The following is a 20,576-nucleotide window of genomic DNA, read 5'->3' on the forward strand; positions in this document are numbered from 1 at the left end:
GCTCAGCCGAGGAGGCCGGACTCCCGGGCCGCGAGGGCGAGTTCGGTCCGGTTGCGGACGCCGAGCTTGTGCATCGCGGCCTTGAGGTAGCCGGTCACGGTGTTGCGGGTCAGACCCAGTCGGGCGGCGATCTCCGGGTTGGTCCGGCCGGTCGCCGCCCAGCGCAGCACCTCGTGCTCGCGCGGGGTCAACGGCCTTACCGGAGCGTCCGGTCGGGGCATCGTCCGGTTCCAGGCCGCCGCTCCGGCGAGGGCCAGGGTGGCGGCCGCCGCCAGCTTGCCGACCGCGGCTATCCGGACGTCCCCGAACGGGACGACGGTGCGCAGCGAGGCGTACACCACGCCGTGCACGGTGCCGCCGTCCATCAGCGGGACGGTGAGCATCGCGTACAGGTCCTCGGCGGCCACGGCCGCGTCGTAGTGGTGCGAAATGGTCGTCGCCGCACGGTAGTCGGGCACCCAGGTGGGCGCACGCTCGGCGAGCGCCCGACCGCCGAGGCCGATTCCGGCCGGGACGGGCACGTCGTGCAGCAGGTCCGCCCGGGTGCCGGCCCAGTGGCGCAGCACCATGCCCTCGCTGCCGGGGCGGCTCCCGGGCAGCGGCTCGAGCACGCCGACCAGGCCGACGTCGGCGCCGCACTCGGCCACCACTCGGCGGGCGAGGTCGCCGAGCACGGCGTCCCGGACCAGCTCGGCGGCGCGCGCGGCGAGTTCGGGGTCGTCGGGGCGCACAACGCCGTCGGGGCGCACGGCGTCATCGGGTCGCACGGCGTCATCGGCTCGGCCGGCGCCGTCGACGGGTTGCGCAAGGTGGGGGTCCGCGGCCCTGGTCATCGCGGAATTGTCACACGCGGTGGGGCCGGTGGCGAGAGTCCTGACATGCGTGTTTCGTGGAGTGGCGGACGCCCGCGGCCGGCTCGGCGTAGGGTGCGGCCATGTGCTACCGGCGGGTAGCAACTGCCTTGACGGAACTCCTCGGGAGGGGAAGCCGATGACCGACCCGAACGCCCCGGGCGACGTCCTGCGCGGGCTGCTGGCGGACCTGCGGGCCGAGAGCGCCGTCCTGGACGGCCTGGTCACCGACCTCGCGGCCGGGGACTGGGCCCGGCCGACCCCCGCCGAGGGGTGGACGGTCGCCCACCAGATCGCCCACCTTGCGTGGACCGACGACTGGACGGCGCTGGCCGCACGCGACCCGGAGGGCTTCACCGCATCGCTCGGCAGCCGCTTCACCGAGCTGCTGGCCTCCGGGGCCGACCCGGTCGAGGAAGGGGCGCGGGCGGGCGCGGCCGCCGAGCCCGCGGAGTTGCTCGCCCGCTGGCGAGCCGGGCGGGAGGAGGTGCTGGCCGCGCTGGCCGCCGCCCCGGCCGACGCCCGGCTGCCCTGGTTCGGCCCGCCGATGAAGCCCGCCTCGATGGCGACCGCCCGGCTGATGGAGACCTGGGCGCACGGCCAGGACGTCGCGGACGCGCTCGGCGTGACCCGGGAACCCAGCGCCCGGCTGCGGCACATCGCCCACCTGGGGCTACGCACCCTGGGCTTCGCCTTCGCCGCGCACGGGCTGCCCGCGCCGGAGCACCCGGTGCGGCTCGAACTGACCGCCCCCGACGGCGGGTTGTGGGCCCTCGGCCCGGCCGCCGCGCCGGACGTGGTGACCGGCCCGGCACTGGACTTCTGCCTGCTGGTGACCCAGCGCCGCCACCGGGACGACCTCGCCCTCACCGCCACCGGCCCGGTCGCCGCCGCCTGGCTCCCGATCGCCCAGGCCTTCGCCGGACCGCCCGGCACGGGGCGACAGCCCCAGGCGTAGGGGCTGTCGGACCCCTGGGGTTCAATGGCGGTCATGAACGACCTGCTCAGCCGCCTGCCCGCCGTCCCCGACCTGCGTGACCGCTGCCGCGCCCTCGCCACGCTGGACGCGATCCTCAGCCCGGACGACTGGGAGTCGCGGCACCACACCTTCACCGCCGCCTGGGCGCCCGGCGAGGAACTGAGCTGGGTGCGCAACGAGGAAGGGGACGACTGGTTCGTCGTCTTCTCCCCCGCCGGCGTCTACGGGCGGGGCTTCGACCACGAGGCGCCCAACGCCCCGGAGTTGCTGGACGCCGTCCCGTCGGTGTTCCGCAGGTTCACCGAGGAACCGGCCTTCGGGGACGTGGACGGCCCGACCGTCACCGCCTGCTTCTGGCGAGCGTCCGGGGACCGGGCCTGGCAGGGCGCGTCCGCCTCACCGGGCGGCGGAGAGCTCTTCGAGCTACTGCTGGACGGCTCGGCCGAGGCCTACCGGGCCTGGGCCGAGGACTACTTCGAGCCGGAGCAGGAGCTGGACCTCGGCGCGATCGGGCACGTCCTGGCGCTGCGCCCGCTCACGGCGGCCGTGGTGGCGGCGCTCAACCCGGCCACGGAGCTGGAGGAACTGGCCGAGGACCTCGTCGAGATCGGCTATCCGTTGAGCTGACGAAGGTGCTCACAGGCCGATCCGGAGCGGGGTGAGCCGGGTGGCGATCAGGTTGGTGGCGCCCCGGTCGCGCTCGATGTGGCCGTGCACCAGCAGGCCGGCCCGGTCCAGGGCGGTGCGGCGCTGGGACTCCCAGACCGGACGGTTGCAGACCACGTTGATCAGGCCGGTCTCGTCCTCCAGGCTGAGGAAGAGCACCCCGCCGGCCGTCGGCGGCCGCTGCCGGTGGGTGACCAGGCCGCCGACCACCACCGCGGTTCCCGGTGGCACGTCCGGGAGTTGGGCGGCACAGAGCGCGCCGCCGCGTTCCAGGTGGGTGCGCAGGTGCTGGAGCGGGTGGCTGGTGGCGGAGGTGCCGGTGGCCCACAGGTCGGCGATGGTCGCCTCGACCGGGCTCAGCTCGGGCAGCTCCGGCGCCTCGGTGCCGGGCGTGGTGCCGGGGAGCAGATCGGCCGAGATTCCGGCGAACACTCCTGCAGCCCACAGCGCCTGACGTCTCGTCAACCCGAAGCAGTCGAAGGCCCCGGCCGTCGCCAGTGCCTCCAGGACGGGCGCGGGCAGGCCGGTGCGGCGGGCGAAGTCCTCCAGGTCCGCGTACGGCTGCCCGGCCGCGATCGCCTCGGCCTGCGGGGTGCCGATGCCGCGCACCGTCTCCAGGCCGAGCCGGATCGCCGGCTGCGGGCGGCCGGCGGTCAGCGGCGGCTTGGGCGTCGGGCCCCGGTACGGTTCCAGGGTGGGGCGCGGCCCGCTGGCGTTGACGTCCACCCCGCGCACCCGCACGCCGTGCCGCCGGACGTCCGTGACCAGGCTGAGCGGCGAATAGAAGCCCATCGGCTGGTTGGCCAGCAGGGCGCAGGTGAAGGCCGCCGGGAAGTGGTACTTGAGCCAGGCGCTGGCGTACACCAGGTAGGCGAAGCTGATCGCGTGGCTCTCCGGGAAGCCGTAGTTGGAGAAGGCCTCGATCTTGCCGTAGACGTCCTCGGCCACCTCGGGCGGGATGCCGCGCTCGGCCATTCCGCCGAGCAGCCGCTCGCGCAGCCGGGCGACCCGCTCGTGCGAGCGCTTGGCGCCCATCGCCTGGCGCAGCCGGTCGGCCTCGGACGGGGTGAACCCGGCGCAGTCGATGGCGAGTTGCATCATCTGCTCCTGGAACAGCGGCACCCCGAGGGTCTTGCCGAGGGCGTTCTCCATCAGCGGGTGCGGGCAGCCGGGCGGCTCCACCCCGGCGCGGCGACGCAGGTACGGGTGGACGGAGCCACCCTGGATCGGGCCGGGGCGGATCAGCGCGACCTCGACCACCAGGTCGTAGAAGTGGTCCGGCTTGAGCCGGGGCAGGGTGGCCATCTGCGCCCGGGACTCGACCTGGAACACGCCCACCGTGTCGGCGCGGCGCAGCATCGCGTACACGCCCTTGTCGTCGTCCGGGATGGTGGCCAGGTCGTAGCGCAGGCCGTGGTGTTCGGCGACCAGGTCGCAGGCGTCGTGCAGTGCGGCGAGCATGCCGAGGCCGAGCAGGTCGATCTTCACCAGCCCGGCGCCGGCGGTGGACTCCTTGTCCCACTGCAGGACGGAACGCCCGGGCATCCGGGCCCACTCGGTCGGGCAGATCTCGCCGATCGGCTCCTTGGTGAGCACCATGCCGCCCGAGTGGATGCCCAGGTGCCTCGGCAGGCCGTGGAGTTGGGTGGCGAGCGAGAGCACGTCGGCGGGAATGACGGCGTCCGCGCCGGGGGCGGAGCGGAAGTCGGTCTGCCGGCTGAAGGCGTCCACCTGCCCCTGCGGGTAGCCGAGCACCCGGGCGGCGTCGCGGATCGCCAGCCGGGGCCGGTAGGTGATCACGTTGGCGACCTGGGCGGCGTGCTCGCGGCTGTAGCGGCGGTAGACGTACTGGATGACCTCCTCGCGGCGGCGGTTCTCGATGTCCAGGTCGATGTCGGGCGGCCCGTCCCGGGCGGTGGAGAGGAAGCGTTCGAACAGCAGCTTGTAGTGGACCGGGTCGACGGCGGTGATCCCGAGGGCGAAGCAGACCGCCGAGTTGGCCGCCGAGCCACGGCCCTGGCACCAGATGTCCTCGCGGCGGCAGAAGTCCACGATGTCGTGCACGATCAGGAAGTAGCCGGCCAGGTCGAGGTCCTCGATCACGTCCAGTTCCCTGGCGAGCTGGCGGCGGGCGGCGGCGTTGCCGGGGCCGAAGCGGGCCGGGCCGCCGGCCGCGACCAGGGCGCGCAGGTGGCTGATCTCGGTCTCGCCCTCGGGGACGGGGTAGCCGGGCAGCTCCGGGTCCAGCTTGGCGAAGTCGAAGGCGCAGGCCCGGCCGAGTTCGACGGTGGCCCGCTGCACCCCGGGGAAGCGGGCCAGCCGGGCGGCCATCTCCCGGCCCGAGCGCAGGTGCGCGGTGCCGGCCGCCCGGGTCCAGCCGGCCGCCTCCTGCAGGGTGCGGCGCTCGTGCAGCGCGGCCAGGCTCTGCGCCAGACGGCCCTGGGCGGGGCCGGCGTGGTGGGCGTTGGTGGAGGCGACGACGGGCAGCCGTGCCTCGGCGGCGAGCGCGGCGAGGGCGTCGTTGCGCCGGTCGTCGCCGGGCAGCCACTGGTCGATCAGCTCGACGTGGACGTTCTCCCGGCCGAACGCCTCGGCGAGGGTGTGGAGTTGGTGTTCTGGGCGCTGCATTCTGTTGAGTGCGGCTCCGTTGGGCGCGGCTCCGTTGAGCGCGGTTCCGTTGAGCGCGGCGGGGACCCGGCCGAGGCGGCAGCCGGTGAGCACCGCCCAGTGGCCGTCGTGCGCCCCGGCCAGCGTCGCGAGGTCGTACACCGGGCGGCCCTTGGCGCCGCCGGCCAGCTGGGCGGCGGCGATCGCGGCGGAGAGGCGACGGTAGCCGGCCGGGTCGCGGGCGAGGACCAACAGGTGTTCGGTGCCGGCGGATTCGTGGCGGATGGTCAGCTCGGCGCCGAACACGGTGGCCACGCCCGTCCCCCGGGCCGCCTCGGCGAGCCGGACGGCGCCGTACAGGCCGTCGTGGTCGGTGATCGCGAGGGTCTCCACACCCAGCCGGGCCGCTTCGGCGACCAGGTCCTCCGGGTCGCTGGCACCGTCCAGGAAGCTGAAGGCGGAGTGGACGTGCAGTTCGGCCCAGGGTTCGTCGCTGTCGGTCCTTACGGCGGGGAGTTCCTCGGTGGGGCGCTCCCCGGCGGGGCGGCGCAGCGGGACGACCGTACGGTCCGGCGCAGCGCCGGTCAGCCGTCGGTGCAGCTCGCTCCAGGGGAGGGTGGGGTGGCTGGTGAAGCCCATCGGGGGTTGCCTTCGTCGTTCTCGTGCTCGTCCTGCTCCCCCCTGCTCCCGGGTTCCGGGGCCGCTAGTCGTAGCCGGCCTCCAGGTACCACGCACCCCCCTCCACGGTGAGCAGCAGCGCCCGGCCGCCGTCCACCACCATCTGGAACCGTGCCCGGCGGCGGGCGAGCGACTGGTCCCACCAGTACTCGACCGCCGGCCAGGGCCCGGTCCAGCCCGACACCCGCTCCTCCCGGCCCCGGACCACGACCAGGGCCGGCCGGGCCGACACCCCCGCCCGGCCGTCCACCGTGACCGGCTGCCCGGTCTCGTCCAGCACCCGCACCGGCGCCGGCTCGCGCAGCACCACGGCCGGCCAGAGGTCCGCCAGCCGTCCCGGCCAGGGCGCGTCGGCCGGGGCCGCCGCCTCGTACGGCTCACCCCACGGCACCTTGACCTGTTGCTCACCCGGGCCGCGCCCGCCGGCCGGCTCGATCCGGCGCAGCCCGGCGTGCCCGAGCACCGCCTGCACCCGGGCCACCGCGCGCTCCACCCGGTCGTCCGCGACGGCCTGGCCCCACAGGGCGAGCTGGCGGCCCTGGTCCGGGGAGAGGCCGTCGGGGGCCAGGCGGAGCAGGGTGAAGCCCTCCTGGCCGCTGCCCGCCTGGCCGTCTGCTCGGTCGCCGGGTCGGCCGCCTGTTCGGCCCTCCTCGAAGGCGCCCGCGCTCTGCCAGGCCTGGAGCTGCCAGCGGACCCGCTCGGCCAGCGCCGTCGCCGACAGCCGGCCCTCGTGCCGCCAGAGCCGCGAAGCCGTCCGGCCGTCCGCGCAGGCCACCTCGACGGCCACCCGGCGGCAGGTCAGCCCGGCCCCGGCCAGCCGCTGGTGCAGCCGCTCGGCCAGCGTGCGGGCGACGAACACCAGCGGTTCGGCGAGCGGCTCCGGCGGGTCGAAGCGCTGTTCGACGGAAAGGTCCGGCTCCTCGTCGCGCGGCACCAGCGGGCGCGGCTGCAGGCCGCGGGCCAGCCGGTGCGCGACCGTTCCGGCCGGGCCGAAACGGTCCGCGACCGCCTCCGCGGGCAGCGCGGCGAAGGCCCCGACGGTGGGCAGGCCCAGCCGCCCGAGCAGCTCGGCCAGCGCCTCGTCGCCCAGCGCGCCCACCGGGTACGGGGCGAGGAACTCCGCCGTGCGACCGGCGGGCACCAGCACCCCGGCGCGGGCGGCGAGCACGGCGGCGAACAGGCCGTCGGCGACGCCGATCCGGGCTTGGGGGACGGTCTGTGGTTCTGTCGGTCCTGTTGGTCCCGCTGGTCCCGCTGGTTCAGTCGGTCCTGTTGGCTTTGCCGGCTCCGTGGAGGACTCGACGGTCGCCTCGGGGACCGCCACCGCGCCGGGGACGGCGTCCGGGACGGGCGGCCGGCCGAGCGCCTCCGCCACCGCCGCACCGACCTTGGCCGCCAACGCCTCCTCGCCGCCGAAGTAGCGGCCCGGCCCCTTCACCGGAATGGCGCACAGACCCGGGCGGATCACCTCCACCCGGGGCGTGAACGCCTCCACCGCCGCGACCACCGGCTCGAAGCGGCGGGTCTCCGCCTCCGGGTCGCGGTCGCGCAGCTCCAGCTCCGGGCAGAGCCGCTGGGCCAGCTTGAGGCGCTGCCCCTGCCGCACCCCGGCCGCCCGGGCGCCCGCCGAGCAGGCGAGGATCCGCCCGCCCTCGGTCACCGCCACCGGGTCGTCGCCGGTGACGGCCACCACCGGCCAGTCCGGGCACCAGACCACCAGCACCCGGGGGGTTCGGTCACTGTCGGACATCGTCGGCACGTCACACCACCGCCGCCACTGCCTGTGGGCGCTCCGCCTGGACGGGCTGCTCCCGGACCGGGCGCACCGCGCCGTGCTCGTCCGGCAGCCAGAGCCGGGCCGACCGGCCGCGCACCGCCGAACCTCGGCCCTCCGCCACCACCTCCACCTGCCGCCCGGCGAGCTGCCCGTAGCCGTCGCCCAGCCCGAACCAGCGCCCGGACCGCACACCCAGCCGCAGCACCGCCCCCGGCCACGGCCCGGCCACCAGCAGCACGCAGCCGCTGCGCCGTAGCACCGCGGCCAGCCGGGCGGCCAGCTTCGGCGGCACCGGGCCGTCCGGGCGCAGCATGATCAGTTCCACCGCGCCGGCCAGCACCGACACCACCTCGGGCCAGTGCGCCCCCGGGTCGTCCGCGACCAGCAGGCGGCGCAGGTCCAGCCCGTACCCCTCGGCGGCGGCCAGCCCCAGGTCCGGCAGCCCGACCGCCGCCGCCCAGCCGCCCTCGGTCTCCCGTACCCCGGCGGCCAGCGCCAGCAGCAGCCCGGCGTCCCCGCCCGCCACCGACACCGCCGTCCCCCGCCGCAGCCCGCCGTCCAGCAGCACCTCCCGCAACGCGGGCACCACCGGCACCAGCCCACGCACCGCCGCCTGCCCGCCCTCGGGGGCGACGGCCGACGCCACCGGCCGGAGTGTCACCGGTTTCGCCCTTGCCTCCCCCGGTTCCCCCTGCTCCCCCGGCGCTCCCTGCTGCCCCGCCAGGGCAGCCGGGAGCGCCACCGGCCGGAACGTGGGGCGGTCGGGCTGCTCGGCGGCAGATTCGAAAACAGATTCGAAAACGGGCACAGCCCCAGGATCGAACATCTGTTCGCAAAGATTCAAGTCCGCTCCCTCCACCCCGCCCGTCACTCTCCGTGCCGGTCACGGCAGGCCGTCCGGCCGCCGACGGGCCACTACAGGCCACTGACGGGCTGCCGCCGGGCCCGCTCCCCCCGCGACAGCGGCTGCGGGTACCGGGCTGGGCGACACGAACGGGGGCACGTGATCACACCGCTGCCGGGCAGCCCGCACACGCTGTCCGGTTCGAACGGGCTGAGCCGACCAGGTGGCCCAGGAGGGCCGAGGGCTTCCTGCGCGCCCCGGGGTCAGCGCCCGGTGGTCGGAGCCCAATGGCCAGCGCCCGGTAGTCAGCGCCCGGTGGTCAGCGCCCGGTTTCGGTGCGCCAGATGACGGCCTCGGTGCTCGGTTGGCGCTCGGAGAAGGGTCCCGGCCCGAGGAGGCGGCGGAGGTCGGTCTCGAAGGCGTCCCGGTCGGGGCCGAAGAGGTACGGGGTCGAGGAGGAGAGGGAGAACACCCCGGCGACCACGTCGTCCGCCGAGCGCTCCAGCGGCCGCCCGCCGGGGACGACCAGCCGCCGGGGCCCGGTGAAGCCCGCCCGGGCGAGGACGGCGGACTCACCGGCCGGGGTGCCCTGCGGCAGCAGACCCCGGCCGGCGCGGCGGACCGGGCCGAGGTACTGCCGGACCAGTCCGGCGATCGCGGCGTACGGGACCGGCGGGTGCGGCAGGCCCTCGGTGGGGCGGGGTTCGGCCTTCAGGTCCGAGATGTGCGCCACCGCGCCGCCCGGACGCAGGAGGCGCCGGACGGCCGCCGCCACCAGGCCGCGGTCCATCCAGTGGAAGGACTGGCCGAAGGTCGCCACGGTGAAGGTGCCGAGGCCCGGCGGCAGTTCCTCGGCCCGGGCCCGCACCCAGGTGACCCGGCGCTCCCCCGCGCCCGCCCGGCGCGCCTCGGCGATCATCCCGTCGTCCGGGTCCACCCCGACGACCTCGGCGAACAGGTGCGCCAGCCCCAGTGCCAGCGTCCCCGGTCCGCACCCCACGTCGAGCAGCCGACCCGTGCCGTCCAGGCCCAGCGCCTCGGTCAGGGCCTCCGCCAGGCCGGGTGCATAGGGCAGTCGGCCGCGCGTGTAGTGGGCGGACGTTCCGGCGAACAGCGTCTCGTCCCAGGTCCAGTCGTCGGTCATGCCCGATCTCCTGTCGTGGGGGTTCGATCTGCGGTCCCGATGATGACACGGCCCGATCCATCGTCAGGAGGCGAATTCGATGGACAGCCTCCCTGCGATCAACAGACTGATCCCATGAGCGAGACAGACGACAAGAACGATCTCCGGATCTACATCCAGGACGCCCGCGACGCCCTGCTGTGGAAACTCGACGGCCTCTCCGAGTACGACCTCCGGCGCCCGCTCGCCCCCACCGGGACCAACCTGCTGGGGTTGGTCAAGCACGTCACCGGGGCCGAGGCGCTGTACTTCGGCGACACCTTCGGGCGGCCCTTCCCCGAGCCGACCCCGCTGTGGATCGTCGGCACCGCCGAGCCCAACGGCGACCTGTGGGCCCGGGCGGACGAGAGCACCGAGGAGATCATCGGGCGCTACCGGCGGGTCTGGGCACACTCGGACGCCACCATCGAGGCGCTGCCGCTGGACGCGGTCGGCCAGGTGCCGTTCGGCGACCGCCACAAGCAGACCCTGCACCGGGTGCTCGTCCACATGATCGCCGAGACCCACCGGCACGTCGGCCACGCCGACCTGGTCCGTGAACTCATCGACGGCGCCACCGGCCAGCGTTCGGACGGCGCCAACACCGCCCCGGGCGACAAGGACTGGTGGCAGGCCCACCGCGACCGCGTGGAGCAGGCCGCCCGGGAGGCCGGCGGGCCGGCATGACGTGGGCGGGTCAGGGCGCGATAGTGACCGTCCGGTGTGCGGACTGCGGGGACGCTGCCGTCCGGAGCGTCGGGCAGTTCCTGCACGGTGGGCGGGAGTTGTGGTGGGACGCCGAACGCCGTGCCCGTCCTGCGGCATCACCCAGTGCGAGCACGCGGGCCCGGAGGCGGCGCCGGCGGACGTCCGCGAGGCGTTGCCGATCGCTCACGGCCCGGCCCGGCTGCGGCTCGCGGGACCGCTCGGCGATCCGGTGGCCGCGCTGCGGGTGCTGCGGGAGGGGCGGGGGTGTCGCTCGGGCGGTCTCGTGAACTGCTGGCGGAGCTCCGAGAGTTCGGGCCGAGCGGAACGGCCGTCGAGATGGCGTACTGGCGGGTGCGACCGGGTGAGCGGGGTGTCGCGGCGGAGGTCGAGGAGGGCTTCGGGCGGGCGTACCGGTACGTGGGGCCGCCGGAGCTACGGGAGTTGGTGACGGGCGGCGGCCCTGGTGGTCAACGGGTGCGGACGGCAGGTGAGTTCGCCGCCTGGGTGGACGCGCGGACGGCCGCGGAACTCGCGGAGCCGTTCACCTTCGTGGTCGACCTGGGCGGGGCGCCGCGGCTCGCGCCGCGCCGCAGTGAGCATGTGGCGTGCGCGGGCGGGGAGTTGGTGCTCGGTGCCGGGGAGGTCGGGTTCCGTCGCTCGGGCGGCGGCGGTCAGGGGGCTTGGGAGGTGGAGACGGTCAGCAACCTGTCCACCGGCTACTGCCCGGACCTCCGCCCCTGGCCCGCCGTCGCCGCGGCCCTCGACCGGATCGGGCTGCCGCACCCGGGCGGATTCACCCACCCGGTGGTGTTCCGGCGCTGCCCGGAGTGCGGGCAGCGCGGAATCGTGCGGGATGAGCACTACGTGTGCGTGTTCTGCGACGCGGATCTGCCGGGCCCGGGGCACTGGAACGTCGACGGGGTGCCGCCGGCGCAGGACGCGCCGCTGCCCGCGCCGGGCGACACGTCACGGTCCCGCCCCGACCCGGGAAACCCCCGTGGCGCTGTCGGGCGGGCCCGCTAGGGTCTGGTGGGTCAGGGGGCAGAACCGTGAAGGGTGGGGCACGTGGGGTGTGCGCGGGTGGCCGGGGTGCCGGGCGGGGTGGTGCACGAGGGCAGCCAGGAGTTCCTGGTGCGGGTGGGACTGCCGACGACCGGGGCGTTCCTGGACTTCGGGGTGCTCGACGACGGGTCGCTGAAGGCCTTCCCAGGTGGGGCGGAGCGGCTGTTCGTCCTCGGCGAGACGGACTACTGCACGCCGTTCGCCGCGGTCGGCAACCTGGTGCTGCTGGACGGGACCACCGGTGAGGTGTTCCTCGGCAACGGCGGGCCGAGGCGCGATCCGCTGGCCTCCGACCTGACCGCGCTGGCCGCCCTGGTGCGAGAGGTGGACGCGGTGGGCGAGGCCGCCCGGCGGCCCGAGGCGCTGGACGGACGGCGCGGACCGGCGGTGGTGGCCGAGGTGATGGCGGAGGCCGAGCGGCGGATGCGGGAGATCGACCCCGTGCTGTTCGAACGGAGCGCCGCACCGGCGCACTGGGGGACGGCGCTGCTGGTCCGGGCGCTGGGCTGGGGTGCCCTGCCGGGCGGACCGGACGGGCCCGCGTACGAGGTCGGCGGGGAGCTGGTGGCCGAGCTCGCGGCGCTGACGGACGAGGACGGCGGGGCCGGCCTGGTGCACCGCTTCCGGCCGGAGGGGCTGCCCGCCGCCCTGGTGCACGAGCCGACCCGGCGGCTGCTGACCGAGGTCGGGCTGCCGCTGGGCGGGGCGATGTTCGGGGTCTGCGAGGAGCCGCTGGTCACCATGGCGGAGGCGTACCCCGAGTACTTCGACGGCGAGGAGGAACGCCCGTACCAGCGGGACTACCTCGCGCTCGGGGACTGGCCGACCGACCTCACGATCGCCCTGGACGGCGCCACCGGCCGGCTCGAACTGCCGGACTGGTACGACGACGGCCAGCCCGAGGCCTACCTGAACCGCGACCTGTCCGCCCTGCTCTACGCACTGTGGACGTACGAGCGGCTGCGCGCCGAGTGGGAGCGCTGGGACTACGGCCGGGGCCGGGAGACCTGGGCGGTGTTCGACCCGCAGTCGCTGCTGAGCACCGTGGTGGACCGGCTGGTGGAGGCCGTCGACCCGGAGGCCTTCGCCTCGCCGGGCCGCTCCTGGCGACTGCTCGCGGAGGACGGGCACATGGGCGGGCTGCTGGGCTGAACGGGGGCGGGCTGCCGCGGTGGGCCCCGGCCTGCGGTCCGCTCGGGTGTCCGGGCCGGTCCGGGGCCCTCCGCGCCGGTACGCTGCCTCGGTGACGAACATCCGTACGGCGGTCAGGCGAAGACGGGCGATGCTCCTCGGCATCAGCGCCGTCCTCTCCCTTGCCTCCGCCGGTGCGCTGTACGGCCTGCTGTACGTCCGGTCGCTGGATTACGGTGAGCGCTGCGAGCACGGCCTGGTGCGGGGCGGCGGACGACTGCTGGAGACGGGTGCGTCCTGGCTGCCGCCGGACGCGTGGTGCCGGTTCGAGGACCAGAGCCTGTCCACCACCCCGTTCTGGGCGCTGCTGCTGTTCTACGGGCTGCTGACCGTGGTCGTCTGGTCGGTCAGCTCGCTGGTGCGCACCCTTCGACCGCGCCCGAACCCGGGGCTGGACTGGCAGCCGGGACACGGCGCTCCGCGCTGGTAGCCGCGCGCCCCGGTACCGGTAGGGGTGCGGGCGCGGGTGCGGGTGCGGGCGCGGGCGCGGGTGCGGGTGCGGGTGCGGGCCCGGGTGCGGGCGCAGGCGCGGGCGCGGGCGCTCGCACTGGCGCAGGCGCCAGGGTCGGACGGCGGGTGCGCAGCGGGGACAGGTAGACCGGCAGGAAGGCCGTCGCGAGGACGGCCCCGCCGAGCCAGAGCGTGGTCCGCAGGCCGACGACTTCGCCGAGCAGCCCGGAGAGCGCGGAGCCGATCGCCAGCGCACCGGTGAGCAGGAAGCGGAAGGTCGCGTTCATCCGGCCGAGCAGCGCGTCCGGGGTCATCCGCTGGCGCAGGCTCACCCCGAGCACGTTGTCCATCCCGGTCTTGAGCGAGGCCAGCAGCCAGCCCGCCCCCGCCAGGAACAGCCACGGTCCGCCGCCGATCAGCGGCACCAGCAGTCCGGCGGGCGCGAGGCACAGGCCCGCCAGAGCGAGCGTCCGGCCGTCGCCGAACCGGGCGGCGATCGGGCGGGCGCAGCGCGAGCCGAGCAGGATGCCGACCCCGCCGACCGCCCAGAACAGGCCCAACGCCCCAGCTGGGAGGCGCAGTTCCCGTACGAAGAGCACCGGCAGGAGGGTGTTGACCAGCTGGGAGCCGAGGTTGTTGAGGGCGGCGGTGACGGCGAGCGCGCGCAGTTCCCGGTTGCCGAGGACGTGCCGCAGGCCCTCGGCGATCTGCGCGCGGAGGCCGGTGGCGGGGGCTCCGGTCGGCGGTGTGGGGGCAGTTGGTGTGGGGGCCGGAACGGGGGTGCGGCGCAGCGCGGTCAGCCGGAGGGCAGAGCCGAGGTGGCTGAGCGCCGTGACGGCGATCGCCAGCGGCGCGGTGAGCAGTTGGACCAGCGCGCCGCCCGCGCCGCGTCCGGCAACATTGCCGACCGCCATCAGTCCGACCACGGCGGCGTTGGCGTCCACCAGGTGCGTGCGGCCGACCAGCCGGGGCAGCACGCTCTGCGAGCCGACGTCGAAGAACACCGTGGCACCGCCGGTGAGCAGCGCGACCACGTACAGCTGCTGGAGGGTGAGCCCACCGAGCCACCAGGCGAGCGGGACGGAGGTGTAGAGCGCCGCCTTCACCAGGTCGGCGGCGATCAGGACCCGGCGGTGGCGCATCCGGTCGACCCAGGCACCGGCGGGCAGGCCGATCAGCAGGAAGGCGAGGGTACTCAGGGTAGCGAGCAGGCCGGCCTCGCCGGGGCCCGCGTCGAGCGCGGTGACGGCGATCAGCGGGAGGGCTACGTAGCCGACGTTGGTGCCGAGTTGGGCGAGGGCGGTGGCGGTGAAGAGGGTGCGGAAGTCGGGGATCCGCCAAAGGGAGTCGGGGTGCATGGTCCGTTCAGCCAGTTGGTCAGTTGGTCAGTCGATCGGTCGGCCAGTCAGTCAATCAATGGTCACGGGAACGGCGGTGTGAGGCTTCGGCTCACGCCTCGGGTTCGAGGTCGGCTCCGTGGGCGAGCTTGGCTTCGGCTTCGGCTGGCGCTTCACGAGGAACACCCCGGCGAGGACCACGGCCATCCCGGCGACCGCCCGTACGGTCAGCTCCTCGCCGAGGACCAGGGCGCCGAGCGCGGTGGAGACGACGGGCAGCAGGTAGCCGACGGTGGCGGCGCCGGTGGGGCCTTCGGTGGCGATCAGGCGGTAGTTGAGGTGGAAGGTGAGCCCGGTGCAGGCGACGCCGAGGACGGTGACGGCGACGAGGCCGAGCACGTCGGCGCCGGAGAGCGGGTTCAGCGGGCCGACCGTGGGGAGCGCGAGCGCGCTCAGCCCGGCGGCGGCGGTGAGTTGGGCGGCGGAGAGGGCGAGTGGGGCGGTGTCCCTACCCGTGTCCGTTCCGGCCTCATCTCCGGCTCTGGTTTCGGTTCTGGTTCTGGTTTCGGCTCCGGTTTCGGTATCGGCTCCGGCTCCGGCTCCGGTGAAGGCGCGGGCCATGTAGGCGAAGGCGACCGCGTAGCTGGCCGCCGCGCCGAGCAGGGCGAGTGCCCCCGGGCCGTCGATGTCGCCGCTCTCCCGCCAGGGGGCGAGGATCAGCAGGACGCCCGCGAAGCCGAGCAGCAGGCCGCCGAGGCGCAGCGGGGTGGTGGCGCGTTCGGTGCCCAGGGCGAGGCCGATCAGCAGCGACCAGAGCGGGGTGGTCGCGTGCAGCACCCCGGCCAGGCCGGAACCGACGCTGCGTTCTCCGTAGGCGGTGAGCAGGAACGGCAGGGCGTTGCAGAGGAAGGCGGCCACGGCGAGCCGCCGCCAGAGCGTGCGGCCACGCGGGAGGCGCTGCCGGGCGGAGCGGGCGAGCAGCAGCAGGACGGCGGCGCCGAGGGCGGCCCGCAGCACGGTGATCTGCACCGGGGTGAGCCCGTGGTGCAGCGCGAGTCGGATCCAGAGGAAACCCGAGCCCCAGAGCAGGGCGAGGACGGCCATCCGCAGCACGGGCGGGCTCCTTGTCGGTCAGTGTGTTCACGGGTGTCCGATGACGGTCGCGTGATGGGATCCGGTAGCACAAGCGAAAAGTTCTTCATGACTTTTAAGCTGTGCTGCATGAATGCCTCGCTCGACGTCCGCCGGATGCAGGTGCTGCGCGCCGTGGTCGACCACGGCTCGGTGAGCGCCGCCGCCACCGCACTCGGCTACACCCCGTCGGCCGTCAGCCAGCAGGTGGCGACCCTGGAGCGGGAGACCGGGACGGCCCTGCTGGAGCGGATCGGGCGCGGCGTGCGGCCGACCGCCGCCGGACTGCTGCTCGCCGGGCACGCGGCGGCCATCGACCGGCAGGTCGCGGAGGCGGGTGCGGCGCTGGCCGACCTGCGGGCCGGGCGCAGCGGCAGCCTGACCGTCCGTTACTTCGCCACGGCCGGTGCCGCGCTGGTGGCCCCGGCGGTGGCCGCCTTCCGCCGGGAGTACCCGGGTGTTCGGCTCGACCTCGGCGTGACCGACCCGGCCGACCCGCTCACCGAGGTGCGGGACGGCCGGGCCGACCTCGCAGTGGTGTTCCGGTCCGAGGAGGCCCCGGTCGGCCTGCGACTGGTGCACCTGCGTGACGATCCGTACCGCGCCGTGCTGCCCCGGGGGCACCGGTTCGCCTCGCGGCGCGTCCTGGACCTGGCCGAGCTGGCACAGGAGCCCTGGGTGGGTGCCGAACCGCCCGGCCCTTGCCGGGAGATCGTGCACGGGGCCTGCGACGCGGCCGGGTTCCGTCCGGCACTCGCGGTGGACGGCGCGGACTACCTGACCGCGCAGGGCTTCGTCGCGGCGGGGCTGGGGGTGGCGTTGCTCCCGGAACTGGGACTGGCACAACGGCATCCGGGCGTCACCGTGCGGCGGGTACGCGGCCCGGAACCGGTACGGGCACTGCATGCCGCCGTGCGGGAGGGCGCCTGGGGGCAGCCGGTGCTCGGGGCACTGGTCGCGGCGCTGCGGGCGACGGCTGGTGGCCCGGCGCGGTGACGGCCGGTGGCCCGGCGCCGTGGGTGAAGGTTCCGAGGGCTTGAAGCTGCCGCAGCGGCAGCTTCTACCGTCGTTACCAGGGCCGGAGGAACCGGCCCTGGTCCAAGCGACGCGAGAGACGTGGCAGAGGAGACGACCATGGCCTGGCCCATCGCGGAGGTCGCCCGGATGTCGGGGGTGACCGCCCGGACCTTGCGGCACTACGACGAGATCGGGCTGCTGTCTCCGGCCTGGATCGGCTCCAACGGCCACCGCTACTACGAGGAGCGGCAGTTGCTCCAGCTGCAGCAGGTCCTCGTGCTGCGGGCACTGGGCGTGGGGCTGTCCGAGATCGCCCGGATCCTCGGCGACCAGGTGGACGAGCTGGAGGCCCTGCGGGGCCACCACCGCCGACTGGTCACCGAGCGCGACCGGCTCGACATTTTGGCCACCACCGTCTCACGCACGATCGCCGACCTGGAACGCTCCCGGAAGGACGGCACACCCATGACCAGCATCAACCGACCCGAGAACCTCTTCGAGGGCATCCAGCCCGCCGACGTCGACGTCAGCCTTCGTGACTTCCCCGAGCACGCCGAGGCGGCCCGGCGTGCGACCGCCGCGATGACCCCGGCGGAGGTCGAGACCGGCCAGCGCGAACGGACCGCGCGGATGGTCCGCCTGGCGGAGCTGATGGCGGGCGGCCACCCGGCCGACGCCGAGCCCACGCAGCACATGATCGACGAGGAGTACCAGCTGCTCAGCGGGCTCCGGGCCGTCCCGGTGGAGGAGTACCTCGCGATCGCCCGCTCCTGCACGGAGAACGAGATGTGGAGCACCGCGTACGAGACCATCGCCCCGGGCCTGGCCGCCTACCAGCGCGCCGCCATGGAGGCGTACGCGGCGGCACGGCTCTCCTGAGCCGGGCGGGGTGGGCGCGGGCAGGACCGGGGACGGACCCGACCCTTCCGGCCCGACCACCCGCGCCCCCGCCGTCACTCCGTCCCTCGTCACTCCGTCCGCAGCGCCGTGACCGTCCGGGTACGGGCCGCCCAGGTCGCGGGCAGGAGGGCGCCGAGCAGCGCCAGCACCAGGCCGCCGAGTATCAGCGGCCCCACCACCGATGGGGCGAACACGGCGAGGTCCGCGTCCGGCACCCCGATCCCGGCGGCGCCGGCCATCGCCGGCATCACCTGGTGGTGCACCAGGATCCCGATCGGGACTCCGATCAGCCCGGCCACCAACCCGCTGCCGCAGACCGAGGTGAGCACCATCCCGACCGTCTGCCGGGGCGACATCCCGAGCGCCTTGAGCACTCCGAGGTCGTGCACCCGCTCCCGGGTGTCCAGCAGCACCGTGTTGAGCACCCCGAGCCCTGCCACCACGGAGAGCAGCAGCGTGAGCGTGCCCGCCAGGGTGTTCATCGCCAGCACCACGATGTTGATGTGCTCCTCACCGGGGTCCGCGCTCAGGCCCTGTTGCTCCACGACCTGGTCCAGCCCGTCGGCGTAGGACTTCGCGTCGGTCCCCGGGGTGAGGTCGATGTGGAAGGAGAGCGCCTCACTGTGGACCGCACCGCCGAGCGGCGTCAGCGCCGCCCGGTCCAGGAACACCAGGTCCTCGGTGGTCACCACCTCGCCGGTGATCTTCGCCGGGGTGCTGCGCCCCTGGTCGCTGAGGGTGACGGTGTCACCGATTTTCGCCTGGTTGGCGCGCAGGAAGGTGGCGCCGACCACGACCTCGCCGGGGCCGTGGAACCAGCGGCCGGAAGCCAGCTGGAAGCCGCTCCAGGAGACGTCACCGGTGAACGCGACCACCTGGGAGCGCCCGGTGTTCCCGGCCACGGTGACCGGGGTCGGCACGCTGCTGTACCAGGCCCGGGTGCCGGGGCGGGACTCGATCGCCTTCACCACGGCCGCCTCGTCCACGTGGTCGACGGGCTTGTCGGAGCCCTCGATCGGTGGCTGGACCAGCACCTTGCCCGCCCGGTCGGCCGTCAGGCCGTCCTGGAGGGAGCCGAGCGACAGCGTCAGACCGACGCAGAGGGTGACCCCGACCGTGCCGAGCACCACCGCCGCGGCGGTGGTCGCCGAGCGGCCCGGCCGGTTGAACGGGGACGCCAGCCCGAGGCTGAGCGCACGCGGCACCGGCAGCCGGCTGATCCGGTTCTGCACCCGGGACAGCAGGCCCGTCGCTCCGGCCCGTTCCGTCGTGCCGGCGGCGGCCGCTCGCTTGGCACCCGGCGCCGTCCGGCCGACCGCGAGCGCCTCAACTGTCCGCAGCCGCCCGGCCCGCAGCGCCGGTACCAGCGCGGTGCCCGTCACGGCGCCCAGGGCGACCACCGCGACCACCACGTCCACCCAGAGCGGGATGCCGAGCAACCCGCCGCGCAGGGCCTTGTGGGCCATCCCGAGGACCGGAACGGAGAGCAGGTTGCCGCCGAACACGCCGAGCGCCGTGCCGACCCCGGCGGGGATCAGCGCCTGGCCGACGTAGGCGCGCGCCACCTGGGCCGGGGTGAAGCCCAGGGACTTGAGGATGCCGATCCGCCGGGTGGCGGCGCTCACCGCGCCGCTGACCACGACCCCGATGATCAGCACCGACATGGCCAGGCCGAGCACTCCGAAGGCGGTGACGAACGGGACGAAGGTCGAGGCCGTCCGGTTGGCCTCCTCCCGGGCGGGCCGGTAGGAGGTGGCCTTGGTGAGCGCGCCGTTCGGCACCGCGGCGGCCAGCGCGGCGTGGTCGGCCTCCACCTCGGCGTCGCTGTCGGCGTGGGCGAAGCGGTAGAGGTACTGGGCGGCGGGTGTGGTGCCGGGCGCGGTCAGCCCGGCCACCTGCTCGGGGGCGATCCAGCCGTCCGCACTCCAGGAGACCGAGGAGGCCAGGCCGACGACCTTGAGCGTCGGGTGCCCCGGCAGATCCGGGAACTGCATGCTGTCGCCGACGGCCAGTGGGGAGTGCCCGTCCAGGAACACCACTTCACCGGGACCGGTGACCCAGTGGCCCATGGTGAGCCGCAGGCCGTCCATCGGGCCGTCCTGAGCGCGGCCGACCAGCGTCATCGGCGGCAGCAGGCTGCCGGCCGGCGGGATCCGCGTGCCCGGAGCGGAGCGCGGCTGCACGGTGACCGCCGAGTAGGGGCCCGCCGAGGCCGTCACGCCGGGCGTGTGGGCGGCCGCGGCGAGCTGGGCGGGGCTCGCCTTGGTCCGGTCGTACAGCACGTTGAGGTGCGCGCCGTGCTGGTCGGTGAAGGAGCGCTGGTACGGGCCCTGGGCGGCGACCAGCAGCCCGACCGCGAGGATGCACGCCGTCACGGACATCATCGTGGTCAGCACCATGACCAGGGTCTGCACGCGCTTACGGCCGACCCCGGCGCGCACCACCTTGCTCAGAGCGCTCATTAGAGGACCATCCCTTCTGCAGCCCTCTTCGGTAGGGTTGTGACCTCTCGGTCCCGGTGGGTGCATGGCCGTACGCGCGTGCCGTTCGACGGCCAGCGTGAGTTATGCCAGCCCCGCCGGGCCGAGGCCGTCTGATCGGCTTCAGGGACACGCCCCGCAGAGGGCCGATTAATGAGCTCCCGGCAGACGACCTCACCACCGGGCAGGTGCTCCGTCGACGTCACAGGAGTACGACCTTCGTGTTCATCGGATGGGACTGGGCGACCGAGACCCACGACGTCACCGTCATGGACAACTCCGGCACCCGCGTGGACCGTTGGGAACTCGCGCACACCGAGCAGGGCATCGAGGCGACCCTGGCGCGCCTGCGTCGCCACGGCGACCCGGCCGAGCTGCCGGTGGCGATCGAGACCACCCGCGGCCTGGTGGTGGACCGGCTGCTGGCCGCCGGCCACCCGGTGGTGCCGGTGCACCCGAACGCCTTCCACGCGATGCGCCCGCGCTGGGGCGCCTCCAAGGCCAAGACCGAAGCCGGGGACAGCCACAAGCTCGCCGACCACCTGCGCACCGACGGCCACCAGCTGCGACGCATCACCCCGACCGACACCCGGACCCTGGAACCGCAGGCGCTGACCCGCCAGCGGGCCGACCACGTCGAGGCCAAGGTCGCCGCCGTCAACCAGCTCGACGCCCTGCTCGACAGCATGTGGCCAGGCGGCAAGGCCGTCTTCGGTGAACGCGACAGCGACATCGC

The 20,576-nt window shown here is 74.8% G+C and carries 17 protein-coding genes; 9 read left to right on the top strand and 8 right to left on the bottom strand.

What is annotated here, in order from left to right; genetic code table 11:
- Positions 1–2 precede the first annotated feature (2 nt).
- Positions 3–833, bottom strand: coding sequence for a LuxR C-terminal-related transcriptional regulator (locus tag ACGF12_RS25175; RefSeq protein ID WP_393034248.1), 831 nt, complete (start codon positions 831–833; stop codon positions 3–5).
- Positions 834–990: 157 nt separating this feature from the next.
- Here ACGF12_RS25175 and ACGF12_RS25180 point away from each other — a divergent pair, with 157 nt between their 5' ends.
- Both ACGF12_RS25180 and ACGF12_RS25185 read left to right on the top strand, forming a co-directional pair.
- The gene (locus tag ACGF12_RS25180) at positions 991–1,809 is read left to right on the top strand and encodes a TIGR03084 family metal-binding protein (RefSeq protein WP_393034251.1); all 819 of its coding nucleotides are present in this window, start codon (positions 991–993) and stop codon (positions 1,807–1,809) included.
- Between the two features lie 33 nt (positions 1,810–1,842).
- Complete coding sequence (locus ACGF12_RS25185; RefSeq protein WP_393034254.1) at positions 1,843–2,457, top strand: hypothetical protein; 615 nt, start codon at positions 1,843–1,845, stop codon at positions 2,455–2,457.
- A 9-nt stretch (positions 2,458–2,466) separates the two neighbouring features.
- Here the strand turns inward: ACGF12_RS25185 and ACGF12_RS25190 are convergent, their stop codons facing one another.
- From ACGF12_RS25190 to ACGF12_RS25205, 4 genes are all read right to left on the bottom strand, one after another.
- Positions 2,467–5,742 (bottom strand): error-prone DNA polymerase, encoded by a 3,276-nt coding sequence (locus ACGF12_RS25190; RefSeq protein WP_393034256.1) that lies wholly within the window; start codon positions 5,740–5,742, stop codon positions 2,467–2,469.
- Positions 5,743–5,806: 64 nt separating this feature from the next.
- Positions 5,807–7,531 (bottom strand): DNA polymerase Y family protein, encoded by a 1,725-nt coding sequence (locus ACGF12_RS25195; protein ID WP_393034259.1) that lies wholly within the window; start codon positions 7,529–7,531, stop codon positions 5,807–5,809.
- A 10-nt stretch (positions 7,532–7,541) separates the two neighbouring features.
- On the bottom strand, positions 7,542–8,204 hold the full coding sequence (locus ACGF12_RS25200; protein ID WP_393034261.1) for a hypothetical protein: 663 nt from the start codon (positions 8,202–8,204) through the stop codon (positions 7,542–7,544).
- A gap of 517 nt (positions 8,205–8,721) precedes the next feature.
- Positions 8,722–9,546: a class I SAM-dependent methyltransferase gene (locus ACGF12_RS25205; protein WP_393034264.1), complete on the bottom strand. Its 825-nt coding sequence runs from the start codon at positions 9,544–9,546 to the stop codon at positions 8,722–8,724.
- 114 nt (positions 9,547–9,660) lie between these two features.
- On the opposite strand from ACGF12_RS25205, the gene ACGF12_RS25210 reads away from it, so the two are divergent.
- The 4 genes from ACGF12_RS25210 (at position 9,661) to ACGF12_RS25225 (ending at position 12,955) form a co-directional block, all read left to right on the top strand.
- A complete protein-coding gene (locus ACGF12_RS25210) occupies positions 9,661–10,251 on the top strand; it encodes a DinB family protein (RefSeq protein WP_393034267.1) in 591 nt (196 codons plus the stop codon).
- A 285-nt stretch (positions 10,252–10,536) separates the two neighbouring features.
- A complete protein-coding gene (locus ACGF12_RS25215; RefSeq protein WP_393034270.1) occupies positions 10,537–11,295 on the top strand; it encodes a hypothetical protein in 759 nt (252 codons plus the stop codon).
- 57 nt (positions 11,296–11,352) lie between these two features.
- The gene (locus tag ACGF12_RS25220) at positions 11,353–12,486 is read left to right on the top strand and encodes an SUKH-4 family immunity protein (RefSeq protein WP_393034273.1); all 1,134 of its coding nucleotides are present in this window, start codon (positions 11,353–11,355) and stop codon (positions 12,484–12,486) included.
- Positions 12,487–12,577: 91 nt separating this feature from the next.
- Complete coding sequence (locus ACGF12_RS25225; protein WP_393034276.1) at positions 12,578–12,955, top strand: hypothetical protein; 378 nt, start codon at positions 12,578–12,580, stop codon at positions 12,953–12,955.
- Here the strand turns inward: ACGF12_RS25225 and ACGF12_RS25230 are convergent.
- A complete protein-coding gene (locus ACGF12_RS25230; protein WP_393034279.1) occupies positions 12,873–14,333 on the bottom strand; it encodes an MFS transporter in 1,461 nt (486 codons plus the stop codon). The genes ACGF12_RS25225 and ACGF12_RS25230 overlap by 83 nt on opposite strands.
- A 51-nt stretch (positions 14,334–14,384) precedes the next feature.
- Positions 14,385–15,416: a DMT family transporter gene (locus ACGF12_RS25235; protein WP_393034294.1), complete on the bottom strand. Its 1,032-nt coding sequence runs from the start codon at positions 15,414–15,416 to the stop codon at positions 14,385–14,387.
- A 144-nt stretch (positions 15,417–15,560) separates the two neighbouring features.
- Between ACGF12_RS25235 and ACGF12_RS25240 the strand changes: the two genes are divergently transcribed.
- Together ACGF12_RS25240 and ACGF12_RS25245 are read left to right on the top strand one after the other, a co-directional pair.
- Positions 15,561–16,439 (top strand): LysR family transcriptional regulator, encoded by an 879-nt coding sequence (locus ACGF12_RS25240; protein ID WP_393034297.1) that lies wholly within the window; start codon positions 15,561–15,563, stop codon positions 16,437–16,439.
- A gap of 138 nt (positions 16,440–16,577) precedes the next feature.
- Complete coding sequence (locus ACGF12_RS25245; RefSeq protein WP_393034282.1) at positions 16,578–17,339, top strand: MerR family transcriptional regulator; 762 nt, start codon at positions 16,578–16,580, stop codon at positions 17,337–17,339.
- Positions 17,340–17,428: 89 nt separating this feature from the next.
- Here the strand turns inward: ACGF12_RS25245 and ACGF12_RS25250 are convergent, their stop codons facing one another.
- Positions 17,429–19,822, bottom strand: coding sequence for an FtsX-like permease family protein (locus ACGF12_RS25250; protein ID WP_393034284.1), 2,394 nt, complete (start codon positions 19,820–19,822; stop codon positions 17,429–17,431).
- Between the two features lie 239 nt (positions 19,823–20,061).
- Between ACGF12_RS25250 and ACGF12_RS25255 the strand changes: the two genes are divergently transcribed.
- A partial coding sequence (locus ACGF12_RS25255) for an IS110 family transposase (protein WP_393034287.1) occupies positions 20,062–20,576 on the top strand: 515 nt, incomplete at its 3' end.

The sequence above is a fragment of the Kitasatospora sp. NPDC048296 genome (assembly GCF_043201815.1).
Taxonomy (GTDB): Bacteria; Actinomycetota; Actinomycetes; order Streptomycetales; family Streptomycetaceae; genus Kitasatospora.

Excerpts from the sequence above, each read along its gene's own strand:
- ACGF12_RS25175 (WP_393034248.1), bottom strand. The coding sequence starts at position 833 with ATGACCAGGGCCGCGGACCCCCACCTTGCGCAACCCGTCGACGGCGCC.
- ACGF12_RS25180 (WP_393034251.1), top strand. The coding sequence starts at position 991 with ATGACCGACCCGAACGCCCCGGGCGACGTCCTGCGCGGGCTGCTGGCG.
- ACGF12_RS25185 (WP_393034254.1), top strand. The coding sequence starts at position 1,843 with ATGAACGACCTGCTCAGCCGCCTGCCCGCCGTCCCCGACCTGCGTGAC.
- ACGF12_RS25190 (WP_393034256.1), bottom strand. The coding sequence starts at position 5,742 with ATGGGCTTCACCAGCCACCCCACCCTCCCCTGGAGCGAGCTGCACCGA.
- ACGF12_RS25195 (WP_393034259.1), bottom strand. The coding sequence starts at position 7,531 with ATGTCCGACAGTGACCGAACCCCCCGGGTGCTGGTGGTCTGGTGCCCG.
- ACGF12_RS25205 (WP_393034264.1), bottom strand. The coding sequence starts at position 9,546 with ATGACCGACGACTGGACCTGGGACGAGACGCTGTTCGCCGGAACGTCC.
- ACGF12_RS25210 (WP_393034267.1), top strand. The coding sequence starts at position 9,661 with ATGAGCGAGACAGACGACAAGAACGATCTCCGGATCTACATCCAGGAC.
- ACGF12_RS25230 (WP_393034279.1), bottom strand. The coding sequence starts at position 14,333 with ATGCACCCCGACTCCCTTTGGCGGATCCCCGACTTCCGCACCCTCTTC.
- ACGF12_RS25235 (WP_393034294.1), bottom strand. The coding sequence starts at position 15,416 with ATGGCCGTCCTCGCCCTGCTCTGGGGCTCGGGTTTCCTCTGGATCCGA.
- ACGF12_RS25240 (WP_393034297.1), top strand. The coding sequence starts at position 15,561 with ATGCAGGTGCTGCGCGCCGTGGTCGACCACGGCTCGGTGAGCGCCGCC.
- ACGF12_RS25245 (WP_393034282.1), top strand. The coding sequence starts at position 16,578 with ATGGCCTGGCCCATCGCGGAGGTCGCCCGGATGTCGGGGGTGACCGCC.
- ACGF12_RS25250 (WP_393034284.1), bottom strand. The coding sequence starts at position 19,822 with ATGAGCGCTCTGAGCAAGGTGGTGCGCGCCGGGGTCGGCCGTAAGCGC.